Source organism: Herbaspirillum frisingense (assembly GCF_047325095.1).
Classification (GTDB): Bacteria; Pseudomonadota; Gammaproteobacteria; order Burkholderiales; family Burkholderiaceae_D; genus Herbaspirillum; species Herbaspirillum frisingense.
Genome location: NZ_CP168558.1, coordinates 2666255 through 2688763, shown reverse-complemented (window position 1 = coordinate 2688763; position 22509 = coordinate 2666255). Strand labels below are relative to the sequence as shown.

The window sequence follows — 22509 nt, the reverse complement described above, 5'->3', positions numbered from 1 at the left end:
TGCGTCACTCGGCGAACCCTCAGTGCGGGAACGGCCACAGACGCAGTTTTTCCTTGGCGATCTGCCACAGCCGCGCCAGCCCGTGCGGCTCGGCGATGAGGAAGAAGATGATCAGTGCGCCGAACACCATCATCTGGATGTGCGACACGGTGGCATTGGTGAACGGCAGGTGCAGCAGCGCGGCCAGCGGCGGCAGCGCGTTGTCCAGGAAGATCGGCAGCAGCAGGATGAAGGCCGAACCGAGGAAGGAGCCGAGGATACTGCCCACGCCGCCGATGATGATCATGAACAGGATGCGGAAGGACAGGTCCAGCGAGAAACCGTCCGGCTCCACCGAACCCAGGTAGCAGAAGGCATACAGTGCACCGGCCACGCCGCAGTAGAAGGAGCTGACGGCAAAGGCGGTCAGCTTGGTGCGCATCAAGGGGATGCCGATCACCTCGGCGGCCACGTCCATGTCGCGCACCGCCATCCAGGCGCGCCCGGTGGAGGAACGCACCAGGTTCTTGGCTACCAGCGCCAGCACGCTCACCACGGCCAGCACGAACAGGTACTTGCGCACGGGGGTGTCGATGGCGATGCCGAAGAAATCGATCTTGGGGGTGCTGATCACGCCCGAGGAACTGTTGTTGGAGAACCAGGGGAACTTGGTCAGCGCCCACACCACGAAGAACTGCGCCGCCAGCGTGGCCACGGCCAGGTAGAAGCCCTTGATGCGCAGCGAAGGCAACCCGAAGAGCACGCCCACCAGCGCCGCGCACCCGCCCGAGAGCAGCAGCGTGGCGACGATGGGGATGCCCTCCACCCGCAACTGGAAGTTGTAGGCCGCGTAGGCCCCCACCGCCATGAAGGCGGCCGACCCCAGCGAGAGCTGGCCGGCATAGCCGGTCAGCACATTCAGGCCCAGTGCGGCCAGCGCGAAGACCAGGAACGGCACCAGGATGGCCGAGAACCAGTATTCGCTGCCCAGCAGCGGCACGGCCACGAAGGCGAACACCATGAACAGCGTGAAGATGATGCGATCCTGGCGGATCGGGAAGATCTGGCTGTCGGCGATGTAGCTTGTCTTGAATTGTCCTGCTTCACGGTACAGCATCATGTTCTCCTTGTTCCTGCTCTTGCTCAATCCATCTGGCACCGTTCGTCCTGAGTAGCGGCGCAGCCGCGTATCGAAGGCGCGCCGTCAGCAAGCGCAGGAGCGCCCCTTCGACAGGCTCAGGACAGGCTTCGATACGGCCCTGATGGGCCTACTCAGTCCGAACGGTGGCCTGAGGTGCAAGCCGTCTCATTCAATCGATCCATATTGAAACAGTTGGAATCAGCACTTTGTCATACACGGTCAATATGCCGCTCGCCAAACAGGCCTTCCGGCCGCACCAGCAAAAACAGCAGCGCGAACACATACGGGAACCAGCCTTCGATGCCGCCGAAGTTGCCGCCGAAGGCATCCTGCATCACCGGCGGGATATAGATTTCGGCCAGCTTTTCGGAAGCACCGATGATGAGCCCGCCCACGATCGCCCCGGGGATCGAGGTGAAGCCCCCCAGGATCAGCACCGGCAAGGCCTTCAGCGCCGTCATGGTCAGCGCGAACTGCACGCCATTGCGCGAGCCCCAGAGCAGGCCGGCGATCAGCGCCACGAAACCGGCCACGCCCCATACCACGGCCCAGATATGCTGCAGCGGGATACCCAGCGATAGCGCGGCCTGGTGGTCATCAGCCACGGCCCGCAGCGCCCGGCCCACCTTGGTCTTCTGGAAGAACAGCGCCAGCGCCGCCACCAGCGCCACCACCATGCCGGAGGCAAAGAGGTCGAACTTGGAGAGGCCGATGCCGACACTGTCCATCACCGACTGGATCGGTTCGTCGACGATGCCCAGGTCGATGGGGCGCACTTCACTGCCGAACAGCAAGGGCCCCAGGCCTTCGAGGAAGAAGGTCAGGCCGATGGTGGCCATGAAGAGCGTGATCGGCGGCTGGTTGACCAGCTTGCGCAGCACGAAGCGTTCGGTGGCCAGGCCCACCAGGATCATCACCACGAAGGCGCCGATGATGGCGGCCCACATCGGCATGCCCTTTTCCATCAGGCCCACCACCGCCAGCGCGGCGAAATAGACCATCGCCCCCTGCGCGAAATTGAACACCCCGGAGGCCTTGTAGATCAGCACGAAGCCCAGGGCCACCAGTGAATACATCAACCCGGAGAGCAGTCCGCTCAGGGTGACTTCGAGAAAGAATTGCATGTCGTCTCCTTGCTACTGCCTTCGATATTGTTTTTATTATTTATATTATTTATTGACTGTACGCCGATCCCGGACTCAGTGCGAGGTCCCCAGGTAGGCCTTGATCACTTCGGGATTGCTCATCACCTCGTCGGGCGTGCCGTCGCCGATCTTCTTGCCGTAGTCCAGCACCACCACCCGGTCGGAGATATCCATGACCACGCCCATGTCGTGTTCGATGAGCACGATGGTGGTGCCGAACTGATCGTTCACATCCAGCACGAAACGGCACATGTCCTGCTTTTCTTCCACGTTCATGCCGGCCATGGGTTCGTCCAGCAACAGCATGTGCGGTTCGGCCGCCAGCGCCCGCGCCAGCTCCACGCGCTTTTGCAGGCCGTAGGGCAGGCGTCCCACCGGGGTCTTGCGGATGTGCTGGATTTCCAGGAAATCGATCACCTCCTCGACCTTGTGGCGATGCTCGATTTCCTCGTTGCGGGCCGCGCCCCACCACAGGGCGTTGGAGAACAGGCCCGAGCGCATCTTGGTGTTGCGCCCGGTCATGATGTTGTCCAGCACCGTCATGCCCTTGAAGAGCGCGATGTTCTGGAAGGTGCGGGCAATGCCCTGGCGCGCGATAGCGCTGGGATGCATGCCCAGGCGCGGCTGGCCGCGATAGAGGATCTGGCCTTTCTGCGGATGGTAGACGCCGTTGATGACGTTGATCATCGAGCTCTTGCCGGCGCCGTTGGGGCCGATGATGGCGCGGATTTCATGCTCGCGCACATCGAAGGAAATGTCGGTCAGCGCCTTCACGCCACCGAAGGACAGCGAGATGTTCTGCAGGTCCAGGATGACCTCGCCGATGCGGCGCCCGTTGGCGGCCACGGCCGCTGCTTCTTCGTCGGGGCTGGTCACGGGTGGCAGGCCCGAGGGCAGGATTTCGGAAGACAGGTGTCGTTTCATGGTCGTATTCATTCAGCGGTGGTCTGGTCGGGCTACGCTGCTGGCCGGGCGCGCTGGCAAGGCGCCCGGGACGGGACTGCGTGCTGCTCAGGCGGCGCTTTGCAGCGTCTTGAAGGTCTTGGCCTCGGCGATCTTCAGGTCGGCTGCGATCATGCCCTGGCGGCCATCCTCGAACTTGACCTGGGTCTCGATGTATTGCGACGTGCGACCGTCATAGAGCGCCTCGATCAGCACCGCGTACTTCTCTGCGATGAAGCCGCGCCGGACCTTGCGGGTGCGGGTCAGTTCTTCATCGTCGGGGTCGAGTTCCTTGTGCAGGATCAGGAAGCGATGGACCTGCGAATCGGCCAGCAGCGGGTCGGCCACCAGGTCGGCATTGACCTTTTCCACGCATTCGCGCACCAGTTCGTACACTGCCGGATTGGCGGCCAGGTCGGTGTAGCCGCTGTAAGGCAGGTTGCGCCGTTCGGCCCAGTTGCCCACGGCATCCATGTCGATGTTGATGAAGGCCATGCACTGCTCGCGGCCGTTGCCGAAGGTCACCGCTTCCTTGATGAAGGGGAAGAACTTCAGCTTGTTCTCGATGTACTTGGGCGCAAACATGCTGCCGCAGGCCATCTTGCCGACATCCTTGGCGCGGTCGATGATCTTGAGGTGGCCATCGCTGTCGAAGAAGCCGGCATCACCGGTGTGGAAGTAGCCGTTGGCGTCGATGGCCTCGGCGGTGGCGTCGGGGCGCTTGAAGTATTCCTTCATCAGGCCGGGCGAACGCACCAGCACTTCGCCGTTGTCGTCGATGCGCACTTCCACGCCCTTCATGGGCCGGCCCACGCTATCGAGTTTGACGTCGCCCGAGGGCTGCATGCACACCGTCACGCAGGTCTCGGTCATGCCATAGAGCTGCTTCAGGTTGATGCCCATGGAGCGATAGAAGTCGAACAGATCGGGGCCGATGGCCTCGCCACCGGTATAGGCCACGCGCAGGCGCGACATGCCCAGCACGTTCTTCAATGGCCCGTAGACCAGCAGGTCGCCCAACGCATATTGCAGCCGGTCCATCAGTGACACGCCCGGCTTGCCATCCAGGATGCGCATGCCGACCCGACGCGCCACGCGCATGAAACCGTGGAACATCTTGCGCTTGAGCCAGCCCGCATCCTCGATGCGGATCATGACCTGGGTCAGGATGTTTTCATACACGCGCGGCGGCGCGAAGTAATAGGTCGGGCCGATCTCGCGCAGATCGGTCATGACGGTATTGGGCGACTCCGGACAGTTCAGGCAGAAACCGGCGACGTGCTGCTGGGCGAAGGAGTACAGGAAATCGCCCACCCAGGCCAGCGGCAGGTAGCACAGGATGTCGTCGTCCTGGTCCAGGTGATCGAACTCCACCAGCGTGGTGGCGGTAGTGATCATGGCCCGGTGCGAATGGCACACGCCCTTGGGCTTGCCGGTGGTGCCGGAGGTATAGAGGATGATGGCGACGTCGTCGGGCGAGCCGGCCGCGACTTCCTTCTCGAAGAAGTCGGGATGGGCGTGTTCGTAGGCGCGGCCCAGTTCCTGCACGCGGGCAAAGGACAGCAGCTCGGGCTGGTGATAGTTGCGCATGCCGCGCTCGTCGTCATAGATGACGTGGGCGATGCGGGGCAGGTTTTCCTTGATCTCGAAGACCTTGTCGACCTGCTCCTGATCTTCGGCCATGACGAAGTCGACGTTGGCGTCGGCCAGCACATAGGCCATGTCGGCGGCCGGTGCGTCCTGGTACAGCGGCACCGGCATGCCACCCAGCGCCTGCGCGGCGCTCATGGCCCAGTACAGGCGCGGGCAGTTGTTGCCGATGATGGCCAGGCTCATGCCACGCTTGAAGCCCAGGGCCGCCAGGCCGCAGGCAAAGCTGCGCACCTCGTCGGCCACCTGGCGCCAGGTCGTGGTCTGCCAGATGCCCAGGTCCTTCTCGCGGAAGGCGGCCCGCTCGGGGCGTTGGCGGGCATGCGCCTGCAGCAGCCGCGGAAAGGTCGCGGCCTGGTTGTCTTGTCTCGTCTCCACCATCTTCCCACCTTCTTGTGCAGGTTCGAAAGATTCGCCCGTTCACTTTTCCGTGTATCGAGGCGAATCCGGTGTCGGATCAGTCTGTGCTGCCAGGCTTACGCTGCTCTTACTGCGGCAGTCATTGTGTCGGGCATGCCAGCTGTCCTGTCTCTATGGTTGGCCTGGGTTTGGTTCAGGCCTTTTTTGCGATGATAGTAGAGTGAGAGGTTGCCAGTGGATGTCATCTCACCGACAATTGACAAACTTTCGATATTGCGACGCATCATCATGGAGACATCAATTCGACGCATGCTGTCCAAGAGCATCTGGGCGCAGGCGCTGACCGAAGAGCAACTGGCCCGGGTGGAATCCGAAGTGGTCAGCCGCAAGATTGCCGCCGGTGGCTATGTCTGCCGCAAGGGTGACCCGGTGGCGCACTGGATCGGCGTGCATGAAGGCCTGCTGAAGATGAGCAGCGTCTCGCCCGAGGGCAAGACTGTCTCCTTCGCCGGCATGGCCAATGGCGGCTGGCTGGGCGAAGGCTCGCTGCTCAAGGACGAGCCGCGCAAGTACGATGTGGTGGCACTGCGCGAGAGCGAATTGCTGTACATGCCCAAGGCCACCTACATCTGGTTGCTGGACAACAGCATCCCCTTCAACCGTTTCCTGGTGACGCAGTTGAACGAGCGCCTGGCGCTGTTCATTTCGCTGGTGGAATACGACCGCATGCTGGAGCCGGATGCCCGCGTGGCACGCTGCCTGGCGGCCCTCTTCAATCCCTACCTGAACCCGGGCATCGGCCGCAACCTGCAGATTTCGCAGGAAGAAGTCGGCAATCTCTCCGGCACCTCGCGCCAGCGTGCCAACCAGGCCCTGCAGGTACTGGAAAAGGCCGGCCTGCTGAAGGTGGATTACGGCAGCATCACCATCAACGACCTGGATGGCCTGCGGCAATTTCCGGGGTGAAACCCCGGGCCTGGCCCGTCCACCCGTCCACGGTCTCGGCCTGCAGCACGGCATGAAAAAAGCGCGGTCACAGCCGCGCTTTTTCATTGGGACAACGGCCTGGCGACCGGTGGCTCCGCTCAGGAGGCTGCCGCCGGGGATGGCGGGGCGTCTTCGCCGTTGCGGGCCGGGCGATTGCGATTGCGCCAGTAGATGCCGGTATCGACCACGGTGCCCATGAATTCCTTGGGGTCGGTGGACTTGACGACGTAACCATTGGCGCCCAGTTCATAGCTCTGGTTGATGTCGCGCTGGTCGTCCGAGGAAGAGAACATCACCACCGGGATGTGCGAGGTGGCGGCATTGGACTTGATGATCTTCAGGAAATCGTGACCGCTCATCAGCGGCAGGTTCAGATCGAGCAGGATCAGGTAGGGGTGCAGGTCCTTGCGGTGCGCGTATTCCCCCTGGAAGAAGAACTCCTCGGCCAGTTCCGCATCGGCAAACCAGGTCAGCTTGTCGGCCAGCTTGCGGCTGCCCAGCGCCAGGCGGGTCAACTCGGCCACTTCCGGGCTGTCGTCGACGAGGATGATGTCATATTGCTCGATATCCATGGATGGATCGCTTTCTTCAGTAAATTTCAAGCTGGAACTATTCTTGCCGGACCGACCACATCTGGCCACCACCGAAAGACGTCAGGGACGTCGGGAACTGCCCTCCCCTAGTTTCCAGCATCGGCGATTCGCTGGAACACCAGTACCGACGCCGATCCCGGTACTGTCAGGGGATTATTGCACAGACGATTTCAAAAAAAATCAGATTTTTCCTTAACCAGGTGAAGCTGTCACTTGTCCGGGGTGGCAATCCCGGTCCGGATGGCGTACCGCACCAGGCCCGGCACATCGCGGATATCCAGCCGGTCCATCAGCTGCGCCCGGTGGGTCTCGATGGTCTTGGCGCTGACATTGAGCTGATAGGCGATCTCCTTGGTGTTGTTGCCCTCGGCGATCAGTTGCAGGATTTCGCGCTGGCGCGGAGTCAGCACCTCCACCGGCGTGCCGTTCTGGGCGACCCGCTTCATGTAGTTGTCCAGGGCCTCGCGCGAGATGTGGGAGTCCAGGTACTGGCGACCATGCTTGACCTCGTAGAGCGCCTTTTCCAGCTCGGTGGCGGCGGAGTCCTTGAACAGGTAGCCGTTGGCACCGGCATTCAAGGCCTGCATCACGTATTCCTCGCTGCCGTACATGGACAGCATCAAAAAGCGGATGGTGGGGTATTCGCCGCGCAGGCGACGTAGCGCTTCCAGGCCATTCATCCCCTTCATGGCGATGTCCAGCAGCACCAGGTCGGGTTTCAGCTGCGGGATCATCTCGATGACCTCGGCGCCATCGGACGCCTCGCCCACCACTTCCACGCCCGGCATGGCGGTCAGCAATGCCTTGATGCCACTGCGCACCAGGGCGTGGTCGTCGGCCAGCATGATTCGTGTAAGCATTACAACCTCCTGACGATAGGAGCGACCGGCAGGTGCATGACGATTTCCGTCCCTGCGCCGGGCGCTGAAGTGATATCCATGGAACCGCCTACCAGCACGGCCCGCTCTTCCATGTTGAGCAGGCCGAAACTGGTGCCGGAAATGGCGTTGCTACGGGCACGTTCGATGTCGAAACCGCGACCGTCATCGCGGATGCTGAGATAGACCTGGTCCTGCTGGCGGTCGATCTTGACCCAGATGTTCTGGCACCTGGCGTGACGCAGGATGTTGGTGACCGCTTCCTGCACGATGCGAAAGGCGGTGTTTTCGATGTCGTGGTGCAACTCGCCGTCGTGGCCGCTGCTTTCGAACCAGCCATTGACGTTGGCCAGCTTGGATTTCTGCTCCACGTAGGAACGCAGGGCGGCGATCAGGCCCAGGTTGTCCAGCTGCGGCGGGCGCAGATCCAGCGACAGGCTGCGCACCTGGGCCAGCACGGCGGTGACGATGTCGATGCCGTTCTGCAGCGACGGGCCTTCCAGGGTGCCGGTCTTCTTGATGGTTTCCAGGTTGATCTTGAGCGCCGTCAGCGACTGGCCGACGTCGTCATGCAGGCCGCGCGCCAGGTGCTGGCGCTCGCGCTCCTGCACTTCGATCACCCGCGACGATAGCAACTGCTGACGCTGGATCGCCAGCTCCAGCTCGCGCCGTGATTGCTCGCGCTCGGTGACGTCGATGGCCAGCCCGGCCACCATGTCACCCTTGCCCTCGCCGCTGATGGGAAAACGCACGACATCGAGGATGCGGGCATTGTGGTTGTGGTCGAAGATGGTTTCCTGGGTATGCAGTTCGACCTTCTCGTCGAGCACCTTGCGGTCGTACTCCTGGGAGGCCTGGGCCGCGCCGGTGCTCATCAGCTCGGCGTCGGTCATGCCATCCATGTCATGCGGAGTCATGCCGAAGAAGGCCGACTGCGCCGGGTTGACGTAGCTGTAGCGCAGCTGCGAATCCTTGATCCAGGTCGGCATCGGCGCGGCATTCATGAAGGCATTGAAGCGCGCCTGCATCTCGCGCAGGGCCTGGGCGCTGGCGCGCTGCTTGCGCCGCGCCTGGGCGTCGCGCAGTTCGCGGTCGACCGCGTGCGGCAGGCGGGCGATGGCGCTCTTGAGGAAGTAATCCTGGGCGCCGGCCTTCATCACCTCCACTGCGGTCTGCTCGCCGATGACGCCGGAGACGATGATGAACGGCGTCTGGTCGTTGTCGGCCTTGACCAGTTTCAGGGCTTCCACGCCGCTGAACATGGGCATCGAGTAATCCGAGATGACGATGTCCCAGCGCTGCTCGTGCAGTGCCGCCAACAGGGCCTGTTCGTCGTCGACCCGCTGCCAGGTCGGTTCGAAGCCGCCGCGCTTGAGTTCGCGCACCATCAGCACGGCGTCTTCTTCCATGTCTTCGACGAACAGCACGCGTAGGGGAATGCTCATGGGGCAGGACTCTCTCGGTCAGACTCTTTGTTCAGAATGCGGCTGGCACATTGGTTCATACGATGTTGCTCTCATGCCGGGCCTCGATCATGCCACTTCAGCGCACATCACCCAGGCTGGGCATGACACCCTTGCGCGGCAGCGAGAAATAGAAGCTCGCGCCCACCTTGGGAGTGCTCTCGGCCCAGACCCGGCCGGTATGGCGGATCACGATGCGTTGCACCAGCGCCAGCCCGATGCCGGTACCTGGATATTCTTCCTGGCGATGCAGGCGCTGGAAGGTGCCGAACAGCTTGTGCACATAGCGCATGTCGAAACCCACACCGTTGTCATGCACGCCATAGATGTATTCTTCGGGGCCGACCTCCATGGTCACCCGCACCAGCGGCTGGTCGTTCTTGCTGCTGAACTTGACGGCATTGGAGAGCAGGTTTTCCCAGACCTGGGTGATCAGGCCGCGATTGGCCACGGCGCCTTCCAGCGGTGCAACCTCGAACTGCACGGCCGGATTTTCCTGGCGCAGGCCGGCGATGACCTGGCCCACCACCTCTTCCATCGAAAAACGCTGCAAGGTCAGTTCACCCGTGGTGGACTTGGCCAGCTTGAGCAGGTCGTTGATCAGTTCATCCATCTTGCGCACGTTGCGGCGGATCACCTGCAGCTGTTCGCGGCCCTTTTCGTCGATCACGCTGGCGTAGTCTTCCTCCAGGATCATGGCGTAACCGGAAATGGCACGCAGCGGGGCGCGCAGGTCATGCGAGACGGAATAGGAAAAACTCTCCAGTTCCTTGTTGACGCTATGCAGGTGCTGGGCCTGCCGTTCCAGATCGGCGTTGAGGGCCTCGATTTCGTCCTCGGCGCGCTTGCGCTCGGAAATGTCATAGATGACCGTACGGCTGATCAGCTTGCTGTTGTCGCGGCTGGGGATGGCCGTGGCATTGACCAGGGCCGTGAATTCGCTGCCATCGGCGCGGCGGAAGTCGAGATCGATGCCGTTGATCTCGCGCTTGAGCAAGAATTGCGGATGCAGCTCACGCTGGTAACGCTCGGCGCTCACAGGGCTAAGCAGATCGAGCTGGGTCATGCGCCCGACCACCTGCTCTCGTGTGTAGCCCAGCCACTTGAGTTCGGTATCGTTGATCTTGATGATGGTCTTGTCGGTCTCATCGACCGAGTGATAGCCGCAGGGCGCGTTGTTGTAGAGGTCTTCGATCTCGTCGGAATAGGCCTGGGCGCGCTGCTGCGCCTCCACCCGACGGCTCATCTCGCGGCGCAGCTTGCTGTAGACCATCACCAGCAAGGCCATGCTGAGCAGACTGCCGCTGACCACCATGATGATGGTCAGGTCGGCGCTGGCGGCGGTGTCATGGGCACGCCGGGCAAGCAGTGCATTCTCGTTGCTCTTCATCTCTTCAAAGCCGTTGCGGATGCGATCGCTCAGGTCCTTGCCTTCCAGTACCCGTTGGCGCCCTTCGTCTGGACTGAGCTCCATCAGGCGACGGGAGAGGCTGATCCGCTGTGATACCAGATCTTCCGTGCGGGTCAGCAGTTGCAGCTGCTGCGCATTGTCGCTCATGAGCCGGCGCAGATCCTGCAGAAGCACCTCGATTTGCCTGACGCCCGCCTCGAAACCGGCCTGGTATTCCTGGTTGCCAGACAAGGCATAGCCGCGTGAATTGCTGACCGCGTCGCGCACGGTCGAATTGGCGACTTCCAGCTTGTTGATGACGGCGTGACTATGCTGCAACCAGACTGCGCGCTGCTCGAAATCGCGCACGCTGTAATAGGAAAATGCTGCCACGCCCAGCGAGAGCAGCAAGGCCAGCAGGAAGAAGAGGCCGGTACTGGCGCGTGCCAGCCCGCTTTGTCTAGTTATCGGCATGTGTCACATGATCACATCGGTCACATCGGTCACATCGGTCACATCGGTTACTTTTCATCGGTCTGGCGGTCACGTCCTGAAGTTGCGGAGCGGTTACCTGATCGCCCGCCTGCATGACCGGCGCGCAAAGCGATGCGCGGGCATGGTCTTTTCGCAGGATCTCCATTCCGGGCGCGCGGCGGTGCTGCGCCCGGTCCCCCATTGCACGGTCAGCAGCGCTGCCGTGGGTACGTCTCCTTGCTGTCTGCAGCGATGCCGGAATGTGACGATCTGGCATCAATTGTTCTCTTTCTGTCAGCAAATCGAAGCAAATTCTTAAAATTTGCTGAAAACGGTGTTGCTTGCCTGCACTTTTGACTCCGTTTTCAGAGTAAATATTCAAATTAATTCTATAATATATTCCAGCTTTTACAGACATTTGCCGGCATCGCATCATGATGAAAAAATCACCCGCCCTCTTCCTTGCCGTCGGTCTCCTGGCTGGCCTGAGCGTGAATGCCGTGGCCGTCTCCACCACCGGCAAGCTCGACATCAGTGCCATCGTCCCGGCCCAATGCGTGGTGCAGAGCGCCGCCCTGCCCTTTGGTGTCTATGCGTCCAGCGCGCTGCAACAGAACGCCCAGATCGGCGTGGCCTGTTCCGCCGGCACCAGCTACACGATCAGCCTGGATGCCGGCACCGGCGCAGGCGGCAATGTCGCCACTCGCAAGCTGACCACTGCCGACGGGGCCAATTCGCTCAACTATGGCCTGTATCAGGATGCTGCCCGCACCCGTGCCTGGGGCAACAGCAGTGGTAGCGACACGGTCGCCGGGGTCGGTAACGGCAGCGCCCAGAACGTGCCGGTCTACGGCTATATCCCGGCGGGCCAGACAGCGCGCGCCGGTAGCTACAGCGACGTGGTCGCCATTACCTTGTCCTACTGACTACCGAATTGGCCGGCGCAGGCCATGCGCCAGCAGGCAGGCACCGCCTGCGACCACTTCCCTGCCCGCACCCTCCATGCATGGCGCGACTTTTCATATGAAGTCGCGCCATTTTTACGTCCGCGCCAGACGTACATCTTCCATCCCAATACGCAAGTTGACGAAAGGAAATATTTAACTTTCAGTTAAATTCTGTGGCTGCCTTGCAACTTTTTGTTTGACCTGTCGCGGTTTCGTTTTAATCTAGCAAAAAATTGACAATACCTGACAACCAGAATGGGGATTTCGTAGCGTGACGAGATCAGAAACCATGTTGTGGCGGCTCGCACGTGTCTGTGCAATGGGCTGCCTGATGACGGCAGGGGGATGGCAACAGGCGCAGGCCTCCAATTTCGAGATTGCCCCCGTGGTGCTGGAGCTATCCTCCTCACGCACGGCAGGGGTGATCAAGATCGTCAATAACGACAATCACAATGTGTCGCTGCAGATCCGTGCCTACGACTGGAACCAGGTCGACAGCAAGGATGATCTGCAACCTACCCAGAACCTGATCATCAGCCCGCCGGTGTTCAACCTGGCGCCGGGTGCGTCCCAGGTGATCCGCGTGGTGTCGCGCCAGGCAGCGGGGGCCGGCGAGATCGCGTTTCGCCTGCTGATCGACGAAATTCCCTCCGCGGCGGAAGGCGCCACCATCAATTTCAAGTTCCGGATTTCCATGCCGGTGTTCATCGCCCCTACCGGCACACCGAAGCCGCAGCTTGACTACCAGTTACGCTCAGGCAAGCCGACGCGTCTGGTGGTACAGAACCTGGGCAACCGACGTGCGCGCTTGCTGGACCTGGCGCTGACCCTTCCCAACGGCAAGAAGATCACCGCACCGGCAGGCGGCAACCCCTATACGCTGGCCGGCATCACCCGCCAATACCTGATCGACACCGAGACCCCGCTTGCCGTAGGCAGCAAAGTCAAACTGACTGCCAACAGTGATGCCGGGCCGATTGATACCGAACTCACCGTGGCGCCTTGAAACGGCTGCTGCTGCTCTGGCTAATGCCTCTGATGCTGGTGCTGCTGGGCGCCACGGCGACCGTGGCACGGGCCGCCACCGGTGACGAGGTGCTGCTGCTGGAAGTGTCCATCAACGGCCGCGGCACCGATCTGGTGGCGCAATTCACGCGTCGCCAGCAAGCCCTGTATGCGACCGCGGCCGAACTGCGCAGTCTCAAGCTGCGCGTGGATGGTGCCAACGACGAACTGATTCCCCTGCGCGCCATCGCTACCGGGATCGACCTCGACGAGGGCGCTGCCCGGATCAACCTCATGATTGCGGCCCGTTTCATGAATACGACCGACATCGACGCCACCAGCATTGCCAGCCGGGTTCCCTTGTCGGAGGGCGGGCGCGGGCTGGTCCTGAACTACGATCTGCTGGCCACTTCCAGCCAGAACCAGCATGCCCTGGGCGGGCTGTTCGATGCGCGCTGGTTCAGCGGCAGCGGCGTGCTCAGCTCGACCGGGCTAGGCTATACCGGCAACAGCGGCGGCGTATCGGCCCGCCTGGAAACCACCTATACCTATTCCCAACCGGCCAGCCTGACGCGTTACCGCCTGGGTGACGTCATCAATGGCAGCCTGGCCTGGACCCGCTCGGTGCGACTGGGCGGCTTCCAGTACGCGTCGGACTTCAACCTGCGTCCGGACCTGGTGCGCTTCCCCACGCCTTCGCTGGGGGGCGAAACCGTGGTGCCATCCACCGTGGACCTGTTCGTCAATGGCGTGCGCCAGCTTTCGCAACCGGTGCCGCCCGGCCCCTTCGAGATCCGCCAGCCTCCTATCGCCAGTGGCGCCGGCCAGATCGCGGTGGCGGTCACCGACGAACTGGGACGGCAGACCCTGCGTACCATCAACTTCTACGCCACCGATCGCCTGCTGAAACCGGGCCTGTCGTCCTATTCGGTCGAGGGTGGCTGGGTGCGCCGCCGCTATGGCCTGCGCAGCAATGACTATGGGCAGTTCGCCCTGTCCGGCACGGCCCGCCAGGGGGTGAGCGACATCCTTACGCTGGAGGGCCATGCCGAGGCCATGCGCAGCCTGAAACTGGCCGGTGGTGGCGCTGTCTTCAATCTCGGCAACCGCGCCGTGCTGGCCACCTCGCTGGCCGCCAGCAGTGCCGACAGTGGCTCGGGCCAGCAGGTGTCATTGGCCGTCGAACGCAACGCCGATGCGGTGAGCGTGTCATTGACCCGCACCCAGTCCACCCGCAACTACCAGGACATCGGTGCCATCCAGGGGGCGCCGGTCTCGCGCGCGGCCACCATCGCCACGCTGGGCCTGAACCTGGGCAGCGGCGGCTCGCTGAGCATGGCCTATGCACGCAGCAAGAGCCCGCTGCTCTTTACCGATACCGGTACCAGCGGCCTGGCCGACAGCGAGACGGTGACGGTGACCTGGTTCAAGTCGGTGGGCAGCACATCCAACATGTACCTGACCGGTTACCGCGACTTTCGCAACAGCGGTTATGGCGCCACCATCGGCCTGATCATTCCCTTCGGCGGGCGCGATGTGGCCGGTGCCAGCGTAAGCAACAACAATGGCCAGCGCACCGCCACCCTGCAGGCCAGTCGCTCGACGGTGGCCATCGGCGACCTGGGCTGGCAGTTGCAGGACACCGAAGGCAGCTATCAGCAGCGCATTGCCCAGCTCAACTACAAGAGCCGCTATGGCAGCCTCACCGCGGCCGCCTCGCAGGCAGCCCATACCACCAGCCAGCGACTGGGGGCGCGCGGCTCGGTATCCTTCATCGATGGCGGCAGCTTCGCCTCGGACTGGATCGAGGACAGCTTTGCCGTGGTCAATGCCAGCGGCGTCAAGAACGTCGGCATCTACAACGAGAACCGCTACGCTGGCCGCACCGACGACAACGGCCAGTTACTGCTGACCGACCTGCGCGCCTACGACGTCAACAAGATTTCGGTGGACGTGCTGGACCTGCCGCTGACACTGCAACTGGACCAGCCGGACCAGTACATCCGGCCGCGCGATCGCTCCGGCGTAGTGGTGCATTTCAATGCACGACGGGCCTCGGATGTGACCATCATCCTCAAGGATGCAGCGGGCCAGTTCATTCCGCTAGGCGCCAGCATCCGCGTGCGCGAGACCGGTCTGCAGGCGCCCGTGGGCTATGACGGCGTGAGCTACCTGCAGGAACTGGCACCGGTCAATACGCTGGACGTACTGCTGCCCTCGGGGGCGCAATGCCACGCCACGCTGACGCCGCAACCGCGCAGCGAAGGCGGCATGAGCAACGAAGTCGTGATCTGCCATTGAAACGCGACCGGCATCATGGAGAACACATGAAGACGATCCCTCCAATCCGCCCGGCCCTGGCCTGGGCCCTTGTCCTGCTGGCATGCGCCCCGGTGCAGGCGCAACAGATCTGCTCGTCGGCCACAAATCCGGTGGCGTTCGGGCTGTATGACCCGCAGTCCAGTGCGCATCTGGACAATACCGGCAGCATCACCGTGACCTGCCAGGCCACGGTGTCGTTGCTGATCGGCTATACCGTCAAGCTCAGCACCGGCAGCAGCGGCGCCTATGCGCAGCGCAAGATGCTCAGTGGCGCCAACAGCCTCAACTACCAGGTCTATACCAACTCGGCACGGACCTCGACATGGGGTGACGGCTCCTCCAGCACCAGCTTCATCACCGATGGCTATCTGCTGCAGGTTCTCACACCCGTGGTCAAGACCTACACGGTCTACGGCCGCTTGCCGGGCAGCCAGAATGCCAAGGCCGGCAGCTATCTGGATACGTTGACGGTATTGATCACCTATTGAGCGCTTGGCGCCGGCCGTATCGCTGGAAGTCGCTGGAAGTCGCTGGACGTCGCTGGGCATAGCCGATGTGGCGGCTCAGGTTTTCCCTGACGCAGATTGGCGGGTGGCTAGGGAATCGCCGGATGTCGCTGGCGCCGCCCGGAAATTAAAGTGTCTCCATACCAGCGCTGCACAGGGAAGTTCTTGCAAGGGGCAAGGACGGGCGGCCAACACCGGAGAAACCAAATGTTTTTTGCCAAGAAGAATCGTTTCGTTGCAGCTTCCATCGCCGCCGTCGTCCTGGCCTCCAGCGCTCCGGCTTCCTTCGCCGCCACCGCCAGCGGCACGCTGACCATCAGCGCCTCGGTGGTTGCCGCCTGCACCGTGGTCGGCTCGGCCATCGCCTTCGGCGCCTACACCCAGAGCGTGGTCAACCAGTCCGGCACCATCACCGTGCTCTGCACCAATGGCACCGCCTACAACGTCGGCCTGGATGCCGGCACCGGAAGCGGCTCCACCGTCAGCAGCCGCAAGATGAGCGCGGCCGGCGGTGGCACCCTGAACTATGCCCTCTACCGCGATGCAGCCCGCACCAACAACTGGGGCTCGACCATCGGCACCGATACCGCCACCGGCACCGGCTCGGGCCTGACCCAGACGCTGACCGTCTACGGCCAGATTCCCGCCGCCCAGACCCCGCTGGCCGGCGCCTACTCGGATACCGTCACGGTCACGCTGACCTACTGAGACAAATACGCTGCACGCGCCCGGCAGCCGCATGCCGAAGCGCCTTTGAAGCCGGACTTGAGCAGCTGCAGCACGAAAGTTACTTGACTAAAGCTTAACTTGCGGACTACAACGTCAACACGACCAGATAACCGGGGAAAACCGGAGGGGGTAAACGGTGCACTTCGCGCAGAAGTGCACCGTTTTTTTTCGCCCTCCTTCGCCCTCCTTCGCCCTCCTTCGCTCAGCCTTGAGCAAAGACCGCTTGCACCAGGCTTGCCTGCTGGGCGTAATGGCTGGCCTTGGAGGCGGTCGGCCCGGAGGCGGTATCCGGGCGATAGACCGCACGCAGGCGCACCGTCTCCGGCAAGGCGGCTTCGATGGCATCGCGCACGCACAGCCAGGCACCCTGGTTACGCTCTTCTTCCTGTACCCACACCACTTCCTGCAACTGCGGATAGCTGCGCAGGACGTCACCCAGTTGTGCCGTCGGGAAGGGATAGAGCTGCTCCACCGGCAGCAGCGCGGTCTCCTGGTCCTGCGCGCTGGCGCGGGCATCGGCCAGGTCGTAGCGCACCTTGCCGCTGCACAACACGACACGCCGTACCGCGGACGCTTGCGGCCCCTCAGGGTCGCCCAGCAGCGGCTGGAAGCCCTGCTCCAGCAAGTCCGATAGCGGGGAACTGGCACGCGGCTCCCCATGCAGCACCGACTTGGGCGTAAAGACCACCAGCGGCCGGTCCGCATGCAGGGCCTGATCGCGCAGAAGGTGGAACCACTGCGCCGAACTGGAGGGATAGGCCACCCGGATATTCTGACCCGCGCACAGCAGCAGCATGCGACTGAGATAGCCGGTGGAATGTTCCGGCCCCACGCCTTCGTAGCCATGCGGCAGCAACATCGTCAACGCCGACGCATAGCCCCACTTGCCACGACCGGAGGTGATGTACTGGTCGATCATGATCTGGGCGCCGTTGACGAAGTCACCGAACTGGGCTTCCCAGATCGTCAGCGCATCCGGGCGCGCCTGCACGCTGAAGCCGTACTCGAAACCGACCACCGCTTCTTCGCTCAGGGGCGAATTGATCACTTCCAGGCTGGCGCGGGATGCTGCGACTTCGCGCAGGGGCAGGAAGGACCGCTGCTGTGCCTGTGCCTCATCCACCGCATGCCACACGGCATGACGTTGCATGAAGGTGCCACGCTGCACGTCCATGCCGGAAATGCGCACGCCGTGACCGGCACTGAGCAGAGAGGCATAGGCCATGTTCTCGGCAAAATTCCAGCTGCACGGGTGCTCGGGCGCGGCCACGCTGTGCTGCCATTGCGCGATCAGCTTGACGATGGCCGGATGTGGTTCGAATCCAGCCGGCAGGCGTGTCATCCGCTCCACCCATTGACGCATCTGGTTCAGGCTGGGCGCGGCTGCCGCTTTGGAGGTCTTGTCCTGCGTACGCTCCGAGGTCGCCGCCGACGCTGCGGCATGACCTGGACGGCTGGCCCTGAAGGCGGTCAGCGCCTGCTGGCTGCTGGTGGCCAGCAGGGCGGCTCCCGCATCCGAACCAGGCCATCCGGATTGTGCGTACAGCCGGGTCACCGAGGGATGCTTGTCGATGAAGCCATGCAGCAGCGGCTGGGTCACGGTAGCCGTGTCCTGCTCGGCGTGTCCCCAGCGGCGATAGCCGACCAGGTCGATTACCACATCGGCGTGGAACTGCATGCGGTAGTCAAAGGCGATGCGCGCCGCGCGCAACACCGCCTCCGGCTGGTCGGCATTGACGTGCAGCACCGGCGCGCCGACGATGCGGGCGATGTCGGTGCAGTAGCCGTGGTTTTCCGGATCCAGCGGGTTGGGTGTGGTAAAACCGATCTGGTTGTTGACGATCACGTGAACCGTGCCGCCCACGTCGTAACCCGGATGCTGGGCCAGCTTGAGCGACTCCATCACCACGCCCTGGCCGCAGAAGGCGGCGTCGCCATGGATCACCACCGAGGCGGGCGGCGCTGCCTTGGGGTGACTGGCGCGGTAACCGCGGGCCATGCCCAGCAGGACCGGATAGGCGCTCTCCAGGTGCGAGGGGTTGTGCGCCAGGAACAGGCCGACCTGGCCCAGTGCGGTATGGCGCACGGCCTCGGCACCCAGGTGGTAAGGCAGATCCACCGCGCTGGCGGCGGCCGGGGTGGTTTTGCTGGCATCGAAGTAGGCCACGATCTCGGCAGCCGACATCTGCATCAGGTTCACCAGCAGGTTGAGGCGGCCACGATGCGGCATGGCGAAGAACAGCTTGTCGAGCTGGTAGAAGCTGCAACGCTCCACCAGGGTATCCATCAACAGGAGCAGACTTTCGCAACCTTCCAGGGAAAAACGCTTGGCCTGCGGATAGTCTTGCTGCAGATAGTTTTCCCACTGTTCGGCGGCTGCCAGGCGGGCCAGGATGGCCGCGCGTTCCTGCGCCTGCGGCTCGGCGCCGGGGTCACGGGCAGCAAGACGCGCCAGCAGCCACTGACGGCGCGGCTCGTCGCGCACGCCGCTGCAGTCCAGTGCGAGCGGGCCGCAGAACAGCCGGCTCAGGTGATGGGTCAGCTCCTTGACATTGGTCAGGCCCAGGCCGTCGAGGAAGCGATGCTGTGCCAGCGCGATGTCCTCGTCCTCCAGCCCGTGCGTCTGCGGCAGGAGAGCCGCAATGTCGGGCACCGAGATCGTGCCCAGGGGATCGATATCGGCGATGCGATACCCCTCGTTGCGGTAGGCATCGATGAAGGACTGGATGCGGGCATACGCCAGGGCCTGGCGCGCTGTGGAGGAAGTCTGCCCGAGTGAACTCGGAGAATGAAGTGGCATGGCGAACCTTTCTGGGCAAGTGCACGGACATGTCGCATCACGCTCGACAACGAGCTCGAGATCATTTCGAAATCGAAATTGCGGACATGCCCTTGACGGAAAAGACGATGATCGCGTCCTCACCCGCAATGCCTGCGGATGGGACGCCTTGTTCTTGTCACGACCGGCCGTGAATGGCCGGCCATGGTCTCCTCACGGCCCCTCTTACCACACTGCGTTCACACAAAAACGGGTAACCCTATCCGTCTACTAGCCCTGGATCAGGGACAGCTCGGGCTGGATGATCTTTTCGCGCACGCCACCGCGTGCCGCACCGGCATATCCGGAATGGGCGATCAGTTCGCTCAGGCGGAAACGTCCCATCAGGGCCGACAACTGCTCGGCCTGGGCCTGCAAGGCCTTGGAGGCGGCAGCGTTCTGCTCCACCAGGGCGGAGTTTTCCTGGGTCATCTGGTCCATCTGGCTGATGGCCTGGTTGATCTGCTCGATGCCTTCGCTCTGCTCCTTGCTGGAGGCGCTGATGTCGGTGATCAGATCGGTCGCATGCTTGATGCTGGCGATGACTTCATCGATGGTGGCCACCGTTTGTTCGACGATGGTGCTGCCAGCCTTGACGTGACTGACCGAACCTTCGATCAGGGATTTGATTTCCTTGGCGGCCACGGCGCTACGCTGGGCCAGGCCGCGCACTTCGCTGGCCACCACGGCAAAGCCGCGACCGTGTTCGCCGGCACGGGCTGCTTCGACTGCCGCGTTCAGGGCCAGTAGGTTGGTCTGGAAGGCGATGCCGTCAATCACGGCGATGATGTCCGCGATCTTGCCGGAAGAAGTGCTGATGGCGCTCATGATGTTGACCACCTGCTCGACCGAGGCGCCGCCGCGCACGGCCACGTCCGAGGCCGAGACGGCGAGCTGGCTGGCTTGCAAGGCGTTGTCGGCATTCTGGCGCACTGCCGAGGTCAGCTGCTCCATGGCCGAGGCGGTTTCCTCCAGGGAGCTGGCCTGCTGTTCGGTGCGGTCCGACAGGCTCAGGTTGCCCTGTGCCAGTTCGCGTGCGGCCATGTCGATCGCCGAGGTGCCGTTGCGCACGTTGGAGACGGTGTCATGCAGGTTATCGCTCATGTGCTGCAGCGCTTGCAGCAGGCGGCTGATCTCGTCTTTGCCCTTGGCCTGCAGGCGATAGGACAAGTCACCCTGCGCCACGGTCTCGGCCAGCATGACCGCGTGACGCACCGGGGCGGTGATGGAACGCGTGATCAGCACTCCGACCACCGAGGCCAGCACCACGGCCACGGCCGACAGCACCAGCATCTGGATCACGGCCATCTGGCCGTCTTCGGCCGCTTGGCCGGCATCGACCACCATTTCTTTGGCCAGCGAATTGACCATCTTGTCGACCATGACAAAGTAGTCCAGCTGGAGCTTAGACATGTCGCCCTGGTACAGCGTGGTGGCGGCGGCGCGGTCTTCATTCTTCATCAGTTCGAAGAACTTGCGCACGGCCACGCCATAGGCTGCGCGAGCAGTGGTCTGCTCGGCGTAGAGGGCCTTGGTCTTGTCGGAATCGAGCATGCCTTCGAGCTGCTTGTAGGCCTCGGTGTTGGCCTTGCGCAGGCCGGCGTATTCGTCCATGTACTTGGCCGATGCTTCCGGTGTGGCGGCCAGCAGGATGTTGCTCAATACTGCGTTGGCCTTGTAGCCATTGTTCTTGATCTGGTTGCTCAAGGCGATGAGCTGGTACTTCTCGTTGACGATGCTGTTGATTTCAGCGTTGTTGGAAGACTGGTTCCTGATCCCGACCGTGGCGGTCACCACGATCAGCAACAAGACCACTGCAAATGCTGCGCCCAAGCGGACGCCAATGTTGAAATTGGCGAGCTTCATCGCTACCCCCTCTTAATCCCATTAGATGCCAAACGTGCAGGCCATCGCAGGAAGACGATACGATTGGTCGTCACCCTGCTCCTGCTGTCACTGCACTACGCGCGAATCCGCTACTGCATCTCGATGGGTTCTTCTTACATCTTTGGGGAGCGGCTCAAGCCCTCTTCCTCAGCCTGTGTGACAGGCCGGGTTCCCTCAAAAACATTATTGCGCCCCGGCGTGTGCCGGTCTCCTGTTTTGAGAAACTGCAAATTCCGGCTTAGTGTAAGCATTTCCAGTGGGAAATAGTACGGAAAACTCAAATTTTTTCTAGCGTGTCGCGTAATCTTCCCAGTCGGTAACTGTGTCTTTTCCAAATAGGGGTCGGCGTGCTAGAGATTCGTCTCCTTGCCTCCCAATTTTCTGCGCAAAAACAAAAACAAAAGCGCCCCGTTCTTGCGAACGAGGCGTTTTGTCTGGCGCAGCGGCAGGGGCTCTCCTACACATGCGCAGGCCGCGGAATCGCTTGCAAGCGATTCCCTTCTCGCCCCGCCGGGAGCCGCGCAGGCGGCTCCCTCCACTCCGCTGGTTTTTGCTGCGCAAAAACAAAAACGCCCCGTTCTTGCGAACGAGGCGTTTTATCTGGCGGAGCGGACGGGGCTCTCCTACACACGCGCAGGCCGCGGAATCGCTTGCAAGCGATTCCCTTCTCGCCCCGCCGGGAGCCGCGCAGGCGGCTCCCTCCACTCCGCAGGTTTTTGCTGCGCAAAAACAAAAACGCCCCGTTCTTGCGAACGAGGCGTTTTATTTGGCGGAGCGGACGGGGCTCGAACCCGCGACCCCCGGCGTGACAGGCCGGTATTCTAACCAACTGAACTACCGCTCCTAAACTGGTGCCGACTGCAAGATGCTGGTGGGCGCTGAGAGGCTCGAACTCCCGACCTAAGCCTTGTAAGGGCTCCGCTCTACCAACTGAGCTAAGCGCCCGGCAACCTTAACAGTCTCGTTGCTCTCTTACCGCTGCAACGAAAGAACATTATTTTATAGCATCTTTTAATGCTTTGCCAGCTTTAAATTTAGGAACCTTGGACGCCTTGATCTTGAGGGCCGCTCCGGTCTGGGGATTGCGTCCAGTCCGGGCCGCACGCTTGCCAACGGCGAAGGTGCCGAAACCCACCAGGGTCACGGTACCGTTCTTTTTCAGCGTGGTCTTGACTGCCCCAATGAATGCGTCCACTGCACGTCCAGCCGCTGCCTTGGAAATATCCGCTGCGCCGGCAATGTGTTCTATCAGTTCGCCTTTATTCACTTACGCCCCTCGAACAAGTATTTGAT

At 62.4% G+C, this 22509-nt stretch carries 17 protein-coding genes and 2 tRNA genes; 6 read left to right on the top strand and 13 right to left on the bottom strand.

Annotated features, from left to right (window positions below; all coding sequences use genetic code 11):
* Positions 1–19: 19 nt before the first annotated feature.
* The 4 genes from ACEOAC_RS12470 to ACEOAC_RS12455 all read right to left on the bottom strand — a co-directional run bounded on the left by ACEOAC_RS12470 (position 20) and on the right by ACEOAC_RS12455 (position 5238).
* Positions 20–1096 carry a branched-chain amino acid ABC transporter permease gene (locus ACEOAC_RS12470; protein WP_006463903.1) on the bottom strand — a complete coding sequence of 359 codons (1077 nt, stop codon included), beginning with the start codon at positions 1094–1096 and terminating at the stop codon, positions 20–22.
* 233 nt (positions 1097–1329) lie between these two features.
* A complete protein-coding gene (locus ACEOAC_RS12465; protein ID WP_006463904.1) occupies positions 1330–2244 on the bottom strand; it encodes a branched-chain amino acid ABC transporter permease in 915 nt (304 codons plus the stop codon).
* A gap of 75 nt (positions 2245–2319) precedes the next feature.
* Positions 2320–3201: an ABC transporter ATP-binding protein gene (locus ACEOAC_RS12460; protein ID WP_039875658.1), complete on the bottom strand. Its 882-nt coding sequence runs from the start codon at positions 3199–3201 to the stop codon at positions 2320–2322.
* 75 nt (positions 3202–3276) lie between these two features.
* The gene (locus ACEOAC_RS12455) at positions 3277–5238 is read right to left on the bottom strand and encodes an AMP-dependent synthetase/ligase (protein WP_413444726.1); all 1962 of its coding nucleotides are present in this window, start codon (positions 5236–5238) and stop codon (positions 3277–3279) included.
* 267 nt (positions 5239–5505) lie between these two features.
* On the opposite strand from ACEOAC_RS12455, the gene ACEOAC_RS12450 reads away from it, so the two are divergent.
* Positions 5506–6183, top strand: a complete 678-nt coding sequence (locus ACEOAC_RS12450) for a Crp/Fnr family transcriptional regulator (RefSeq protein WP_039875661.1) — start codon at positions 5506–5508, stop codon at positions 6181–6183.
* 119 nt (positions 6184–6302) lie between these two features.
* On the opposite strand, the gene ACEOAC_RS12445 is transcribed toward ACEOAC_RS12450, so the two are convergent.
* The 4 genes from ACEOAC_RS12445 to ACEOAC_RS12430 all read right to left on the bottom strand — a co-directional run bounded on the left by ACEOAC_RS12445 (position 6303) and on the right by ACEOAC_RS12430 (position 11002).
* Positions 6303–6776: a response regulator gene (locus ACEOAC_RS12445; protein ID WP_413444725.1), complete on the bottom strand. Its 474-nt coding sequence runs from the start codon at positions 6774–6776 to the stop codon at positions 6303–6305.
* 230 nt (positions 6777–7006) lie between these two features.
* Positions 7007–7657: a response regulator gene (locus ACEOAC_RS12440; protein WP_039875663.1), complete on the bottom strand. Its 651-nt coding sequence runs from the start codon at positions 7655–7657 to the stop codon at positions 7007–7009.
* Positions 7657–9120, bottom strand: a complete 1464-nt coding sequence (locus tag ACEOAC_RS12435) for an ATP-binding protein (protein WP_077235390.1) — start codon at positions 9118–9120, stop codon at positions 7657–7659. The genes ACEOAC_RS12440 and ACEOAC_RS12435 overlap by 1 nt, the downstream gene beginning before the upstream one ends.
* Before the next feature lie 97 nt (positions 9121–9217).
* Positions 9218–11002: a sensor histidine kinase gene (locus ACEOAC_RS12430; protein ID WP_413444564.1), complete on the bottom strand. Its 1785-nt coding sequence runs from the start codon at positions 11000–11002 to the stop codon at positions 9218–9220.
* A 437-nt stretch (positions 11003–11439) separates the two neighbouring features.
* Here ACEOAC_RS12430 and ACEOAC_RS12425 point away from each other — a divergent pair, with 437 nt between their 5' ends.
* The 5 genes from ACEOAC_RS12425 to ACEOAC_RS12405 all read left to right on the top strand — a co-directional run bounded on the left by ACEOAC_RS12425 (position 11440) and on the right by ACEOAC_RS12405 (position 16490).
* Entirely contained in the window at positions 11440–11928 is a 489-nt protein-coding gene (locus ACEOAC_RS12425; protein ID WP_166757976.1) for a spore coat U domain-containing protein, read from the top strand.
* A 310-nt stretch (positions 11929–12238) separates the two neighbouring features.
* A complete protein-coding gene (locus tag ACEOAC_RS12420) occupies positions 12239–12955 on the top strand; it encodes a molecular chaperone (protein WP_233207649.1) in 717 nt (238 codons plus the stop codon).
* Positions 12956–12978: 23 nt separating this feature from the next.
* Complete coding sequence (locus ACEOAC_RS12415; RefSeq protein WP_413628900.1) at positions 12979–15255, top strand: fimbria/pilus outer membrane usher protein; 2277 nt, start codon at positions 12979–12981, stop codon at positions 15253–15255.
* A gap of 26 nt (positions 15256–15281) precedes the next feature.
* Positions 15282–15764: a spore coat U domain-containing protein gene (locus ACEOAC_RS12410; protein ID WP_006463915.1), complete on the top strand. Its 483-nt coding sequence runs from the start codon at positions 15282–15284 to the stop codon at positions 15762–15764.
* 225 nt (positions 15765–15989) lie between these two features.
* A complete protein-coding gene (locus tag ACEOAC_RS12405; protein WP_006463916.1) occupies positions 15990–16490 on the top strand; it encodes a spore coat U domain-containing protein in 501 nt (166 codons plus the stop codon).
* 223 nt (positions 16491–16713) lie between these two features.
* Here ACEOAC_RS12405 and ACEOAC_RS12400 read toward each other — a convergent pair whose 3' ends face one another.
* The 5 genes from ACEOAC_RS12400 to ACEOAC_RS12380 form a co-directional block, all read right to left on the bottom strand.
* The gene (locus ACEOAC_RS12400) at positions 16714–19311 is read right to left on the bottom strand and encodes a 2-oxoglutarate dehydrogenase E1 component (RefSeq protein WP_413628899.1); all 2598 of its coding nucleotides are present in this window, start codon (positions 19309–19311) and stop codon (positions 16714–16716) included.
* A 249-nt stretch (positions 19312–19560) separates the two neighbouring features.
* Positions 19561–21195 (bottom strand): methyl-accepting chemotaxis protein, encoded by a 1635-nt coding sequence (locus tag ACEOAC_RS12395; RefSeq protein WP_413444567.1) that lies wholly within the window; start codon positions 21193–21195, stop codon positions 19561–19563.
* 788 nt (positions 21196–21983) lie between these two features.
* Positions 21984–22060 (bottom strand) — tRNA-Asp (locus ACEOAC_RS12390).
* A gap of 25 nt (positions 22061–22085) precedes the next feature.
* Positions 22086–22161, bottom strand: a tRNA-Val gene (locus ACEOAC_RS12385).
* 49 nt (positions 22162–22210) lie between these two features.
* A complete protein-coding gene (locus ACEOAC_RS12380) occupies positions 22211–22483 on the bottom strand; it encodes an HU family DNA-binding protein (protein ID WP_006463919.1) in 273 nt (90 codons plus the stop codon).
* Positions 22484–22509: the final 26 nt, after the last annotated feature.

Excerpts from the sequence above, each read along its gene's own strand:
- ACEOAC_RS12460 (WP_039875658.1), bottom strand. The coding sequence starts at position 3,201 with ATGAATACGACCATGAAACGACACCTGTCTTCCGAAATCCTGCCCTCG.
- ACEOAC_RS12435 (WP_077235390.1), bottom strand. The coding sequence starts at position 9,120 with ATGAGCATTCCCCTACGCGTGCTGTTCGTCGAAGACATGGAAGAAGAC.
- ACEOAC_RS12425 (WP_166757976.1), top strand. The coding sequence starts at position 11,440 with ATGAAAAAATCACCCGCCCTCTTCCTTGCCGTCGGTCTCCTGGCTGGC.
- ACEOAC_RS12420 (WP_233207649.1), top strand. The coding sequence starts at position 12,239 with ATGTTGTGGCGGCTCGCACGTGTCTGTGCAATGGGCTGCCTGATGACG.
- ACEOAC_RS12455 (WP_413444726.1), bottom strand. The coding sequence starts at position 5,238 with ATGGTGGAGACGAGACAAGACAACCAGGCCGCGACCTTTCCGCGGCTG.
- ACEOAC_RS12400 (WP_413628899.1), bottom strand. The coding sequence starts at position 19,311 with ATGCCACTTCATTCTCCGAGTTCACTCGGGCAGACTTCCTCCACAGCG.
- ACEOAC_RS12445 (WP_413444725.1), bottom strand. The coding sequence starts at position 6,776 with ATGGATATCGAGCAATATGACATCATCCTCGTCGACGACAGCCCGGAA.
- ACEOAC_RS12395 (WP_413444567.1), bottom strand. The coding sequence starts at position 21,195 with ATGAAGCTCGCCAATTTCAACATTGGCGTCCGCTTGGGCGCAGCATTT.
- ACEOAC_RS12405 (WP_006463916.1), top strand. The coding sequence starts at position 15,990 with ATGTTTTTTGCCAAGAAGAATCGTTTCGTTGCAGCTTCCATCGCCGCC.
- ACEOAC_RS12440 (WP_039875663.1), bottom strand. The coding sequence starts at position 7,657 with ATGCTTACACGAATCATGCTGGCCGACGACCACGCCCTGGTGCGCAGT.
- ACEOAC_RS12465 (WP_006463904.1), bottom strand. The coding sequence starts at position 2,244 with ATGCAATTCTTTCTCGAAGTCACCCTGAGCGGACTGCTCTCCGGGTTG.
- ACEOAC_RS12430 (WP_413444564.1), bottom strand. The coding sequence starts at position 11,002 with ATGCCGATAACTAGACAAAGCGGGCTGGCACGCGCCAGTACCGGCCTC.
- ACEOAC_RS12470 (WP_006463903.1), bottom strand. The coding sequence starts at position 1,096 with ATGCTGTACCGTGAAGCAGGACAATTCAAGACAAGCTACATCGCCGAC.
- ACEOAC_RS12415 (WP_413628900.1), top strand. The coding sequence starts at position 12,979 with ATGCCTCTGATGCTGGTGCTGCTGGGCGCCACGGCGACCGTGGCACGG.
- ACEOAC_RS12450 (WP_039875661.1), top strand. The coding sequence starts at position 5,506 with ATGGAGACATCAATTCGACGCATGCTGTCCAAGAGCATCTGGGCGCAG.
- ACEOAC_RS12410 (WP_006463915.1), top strand. The coding sequence starts at position 15,282 with ATGAAGACGATCCCTCCAATCCGCCCGGCCCTGGCCTGGGCCCTTGTC.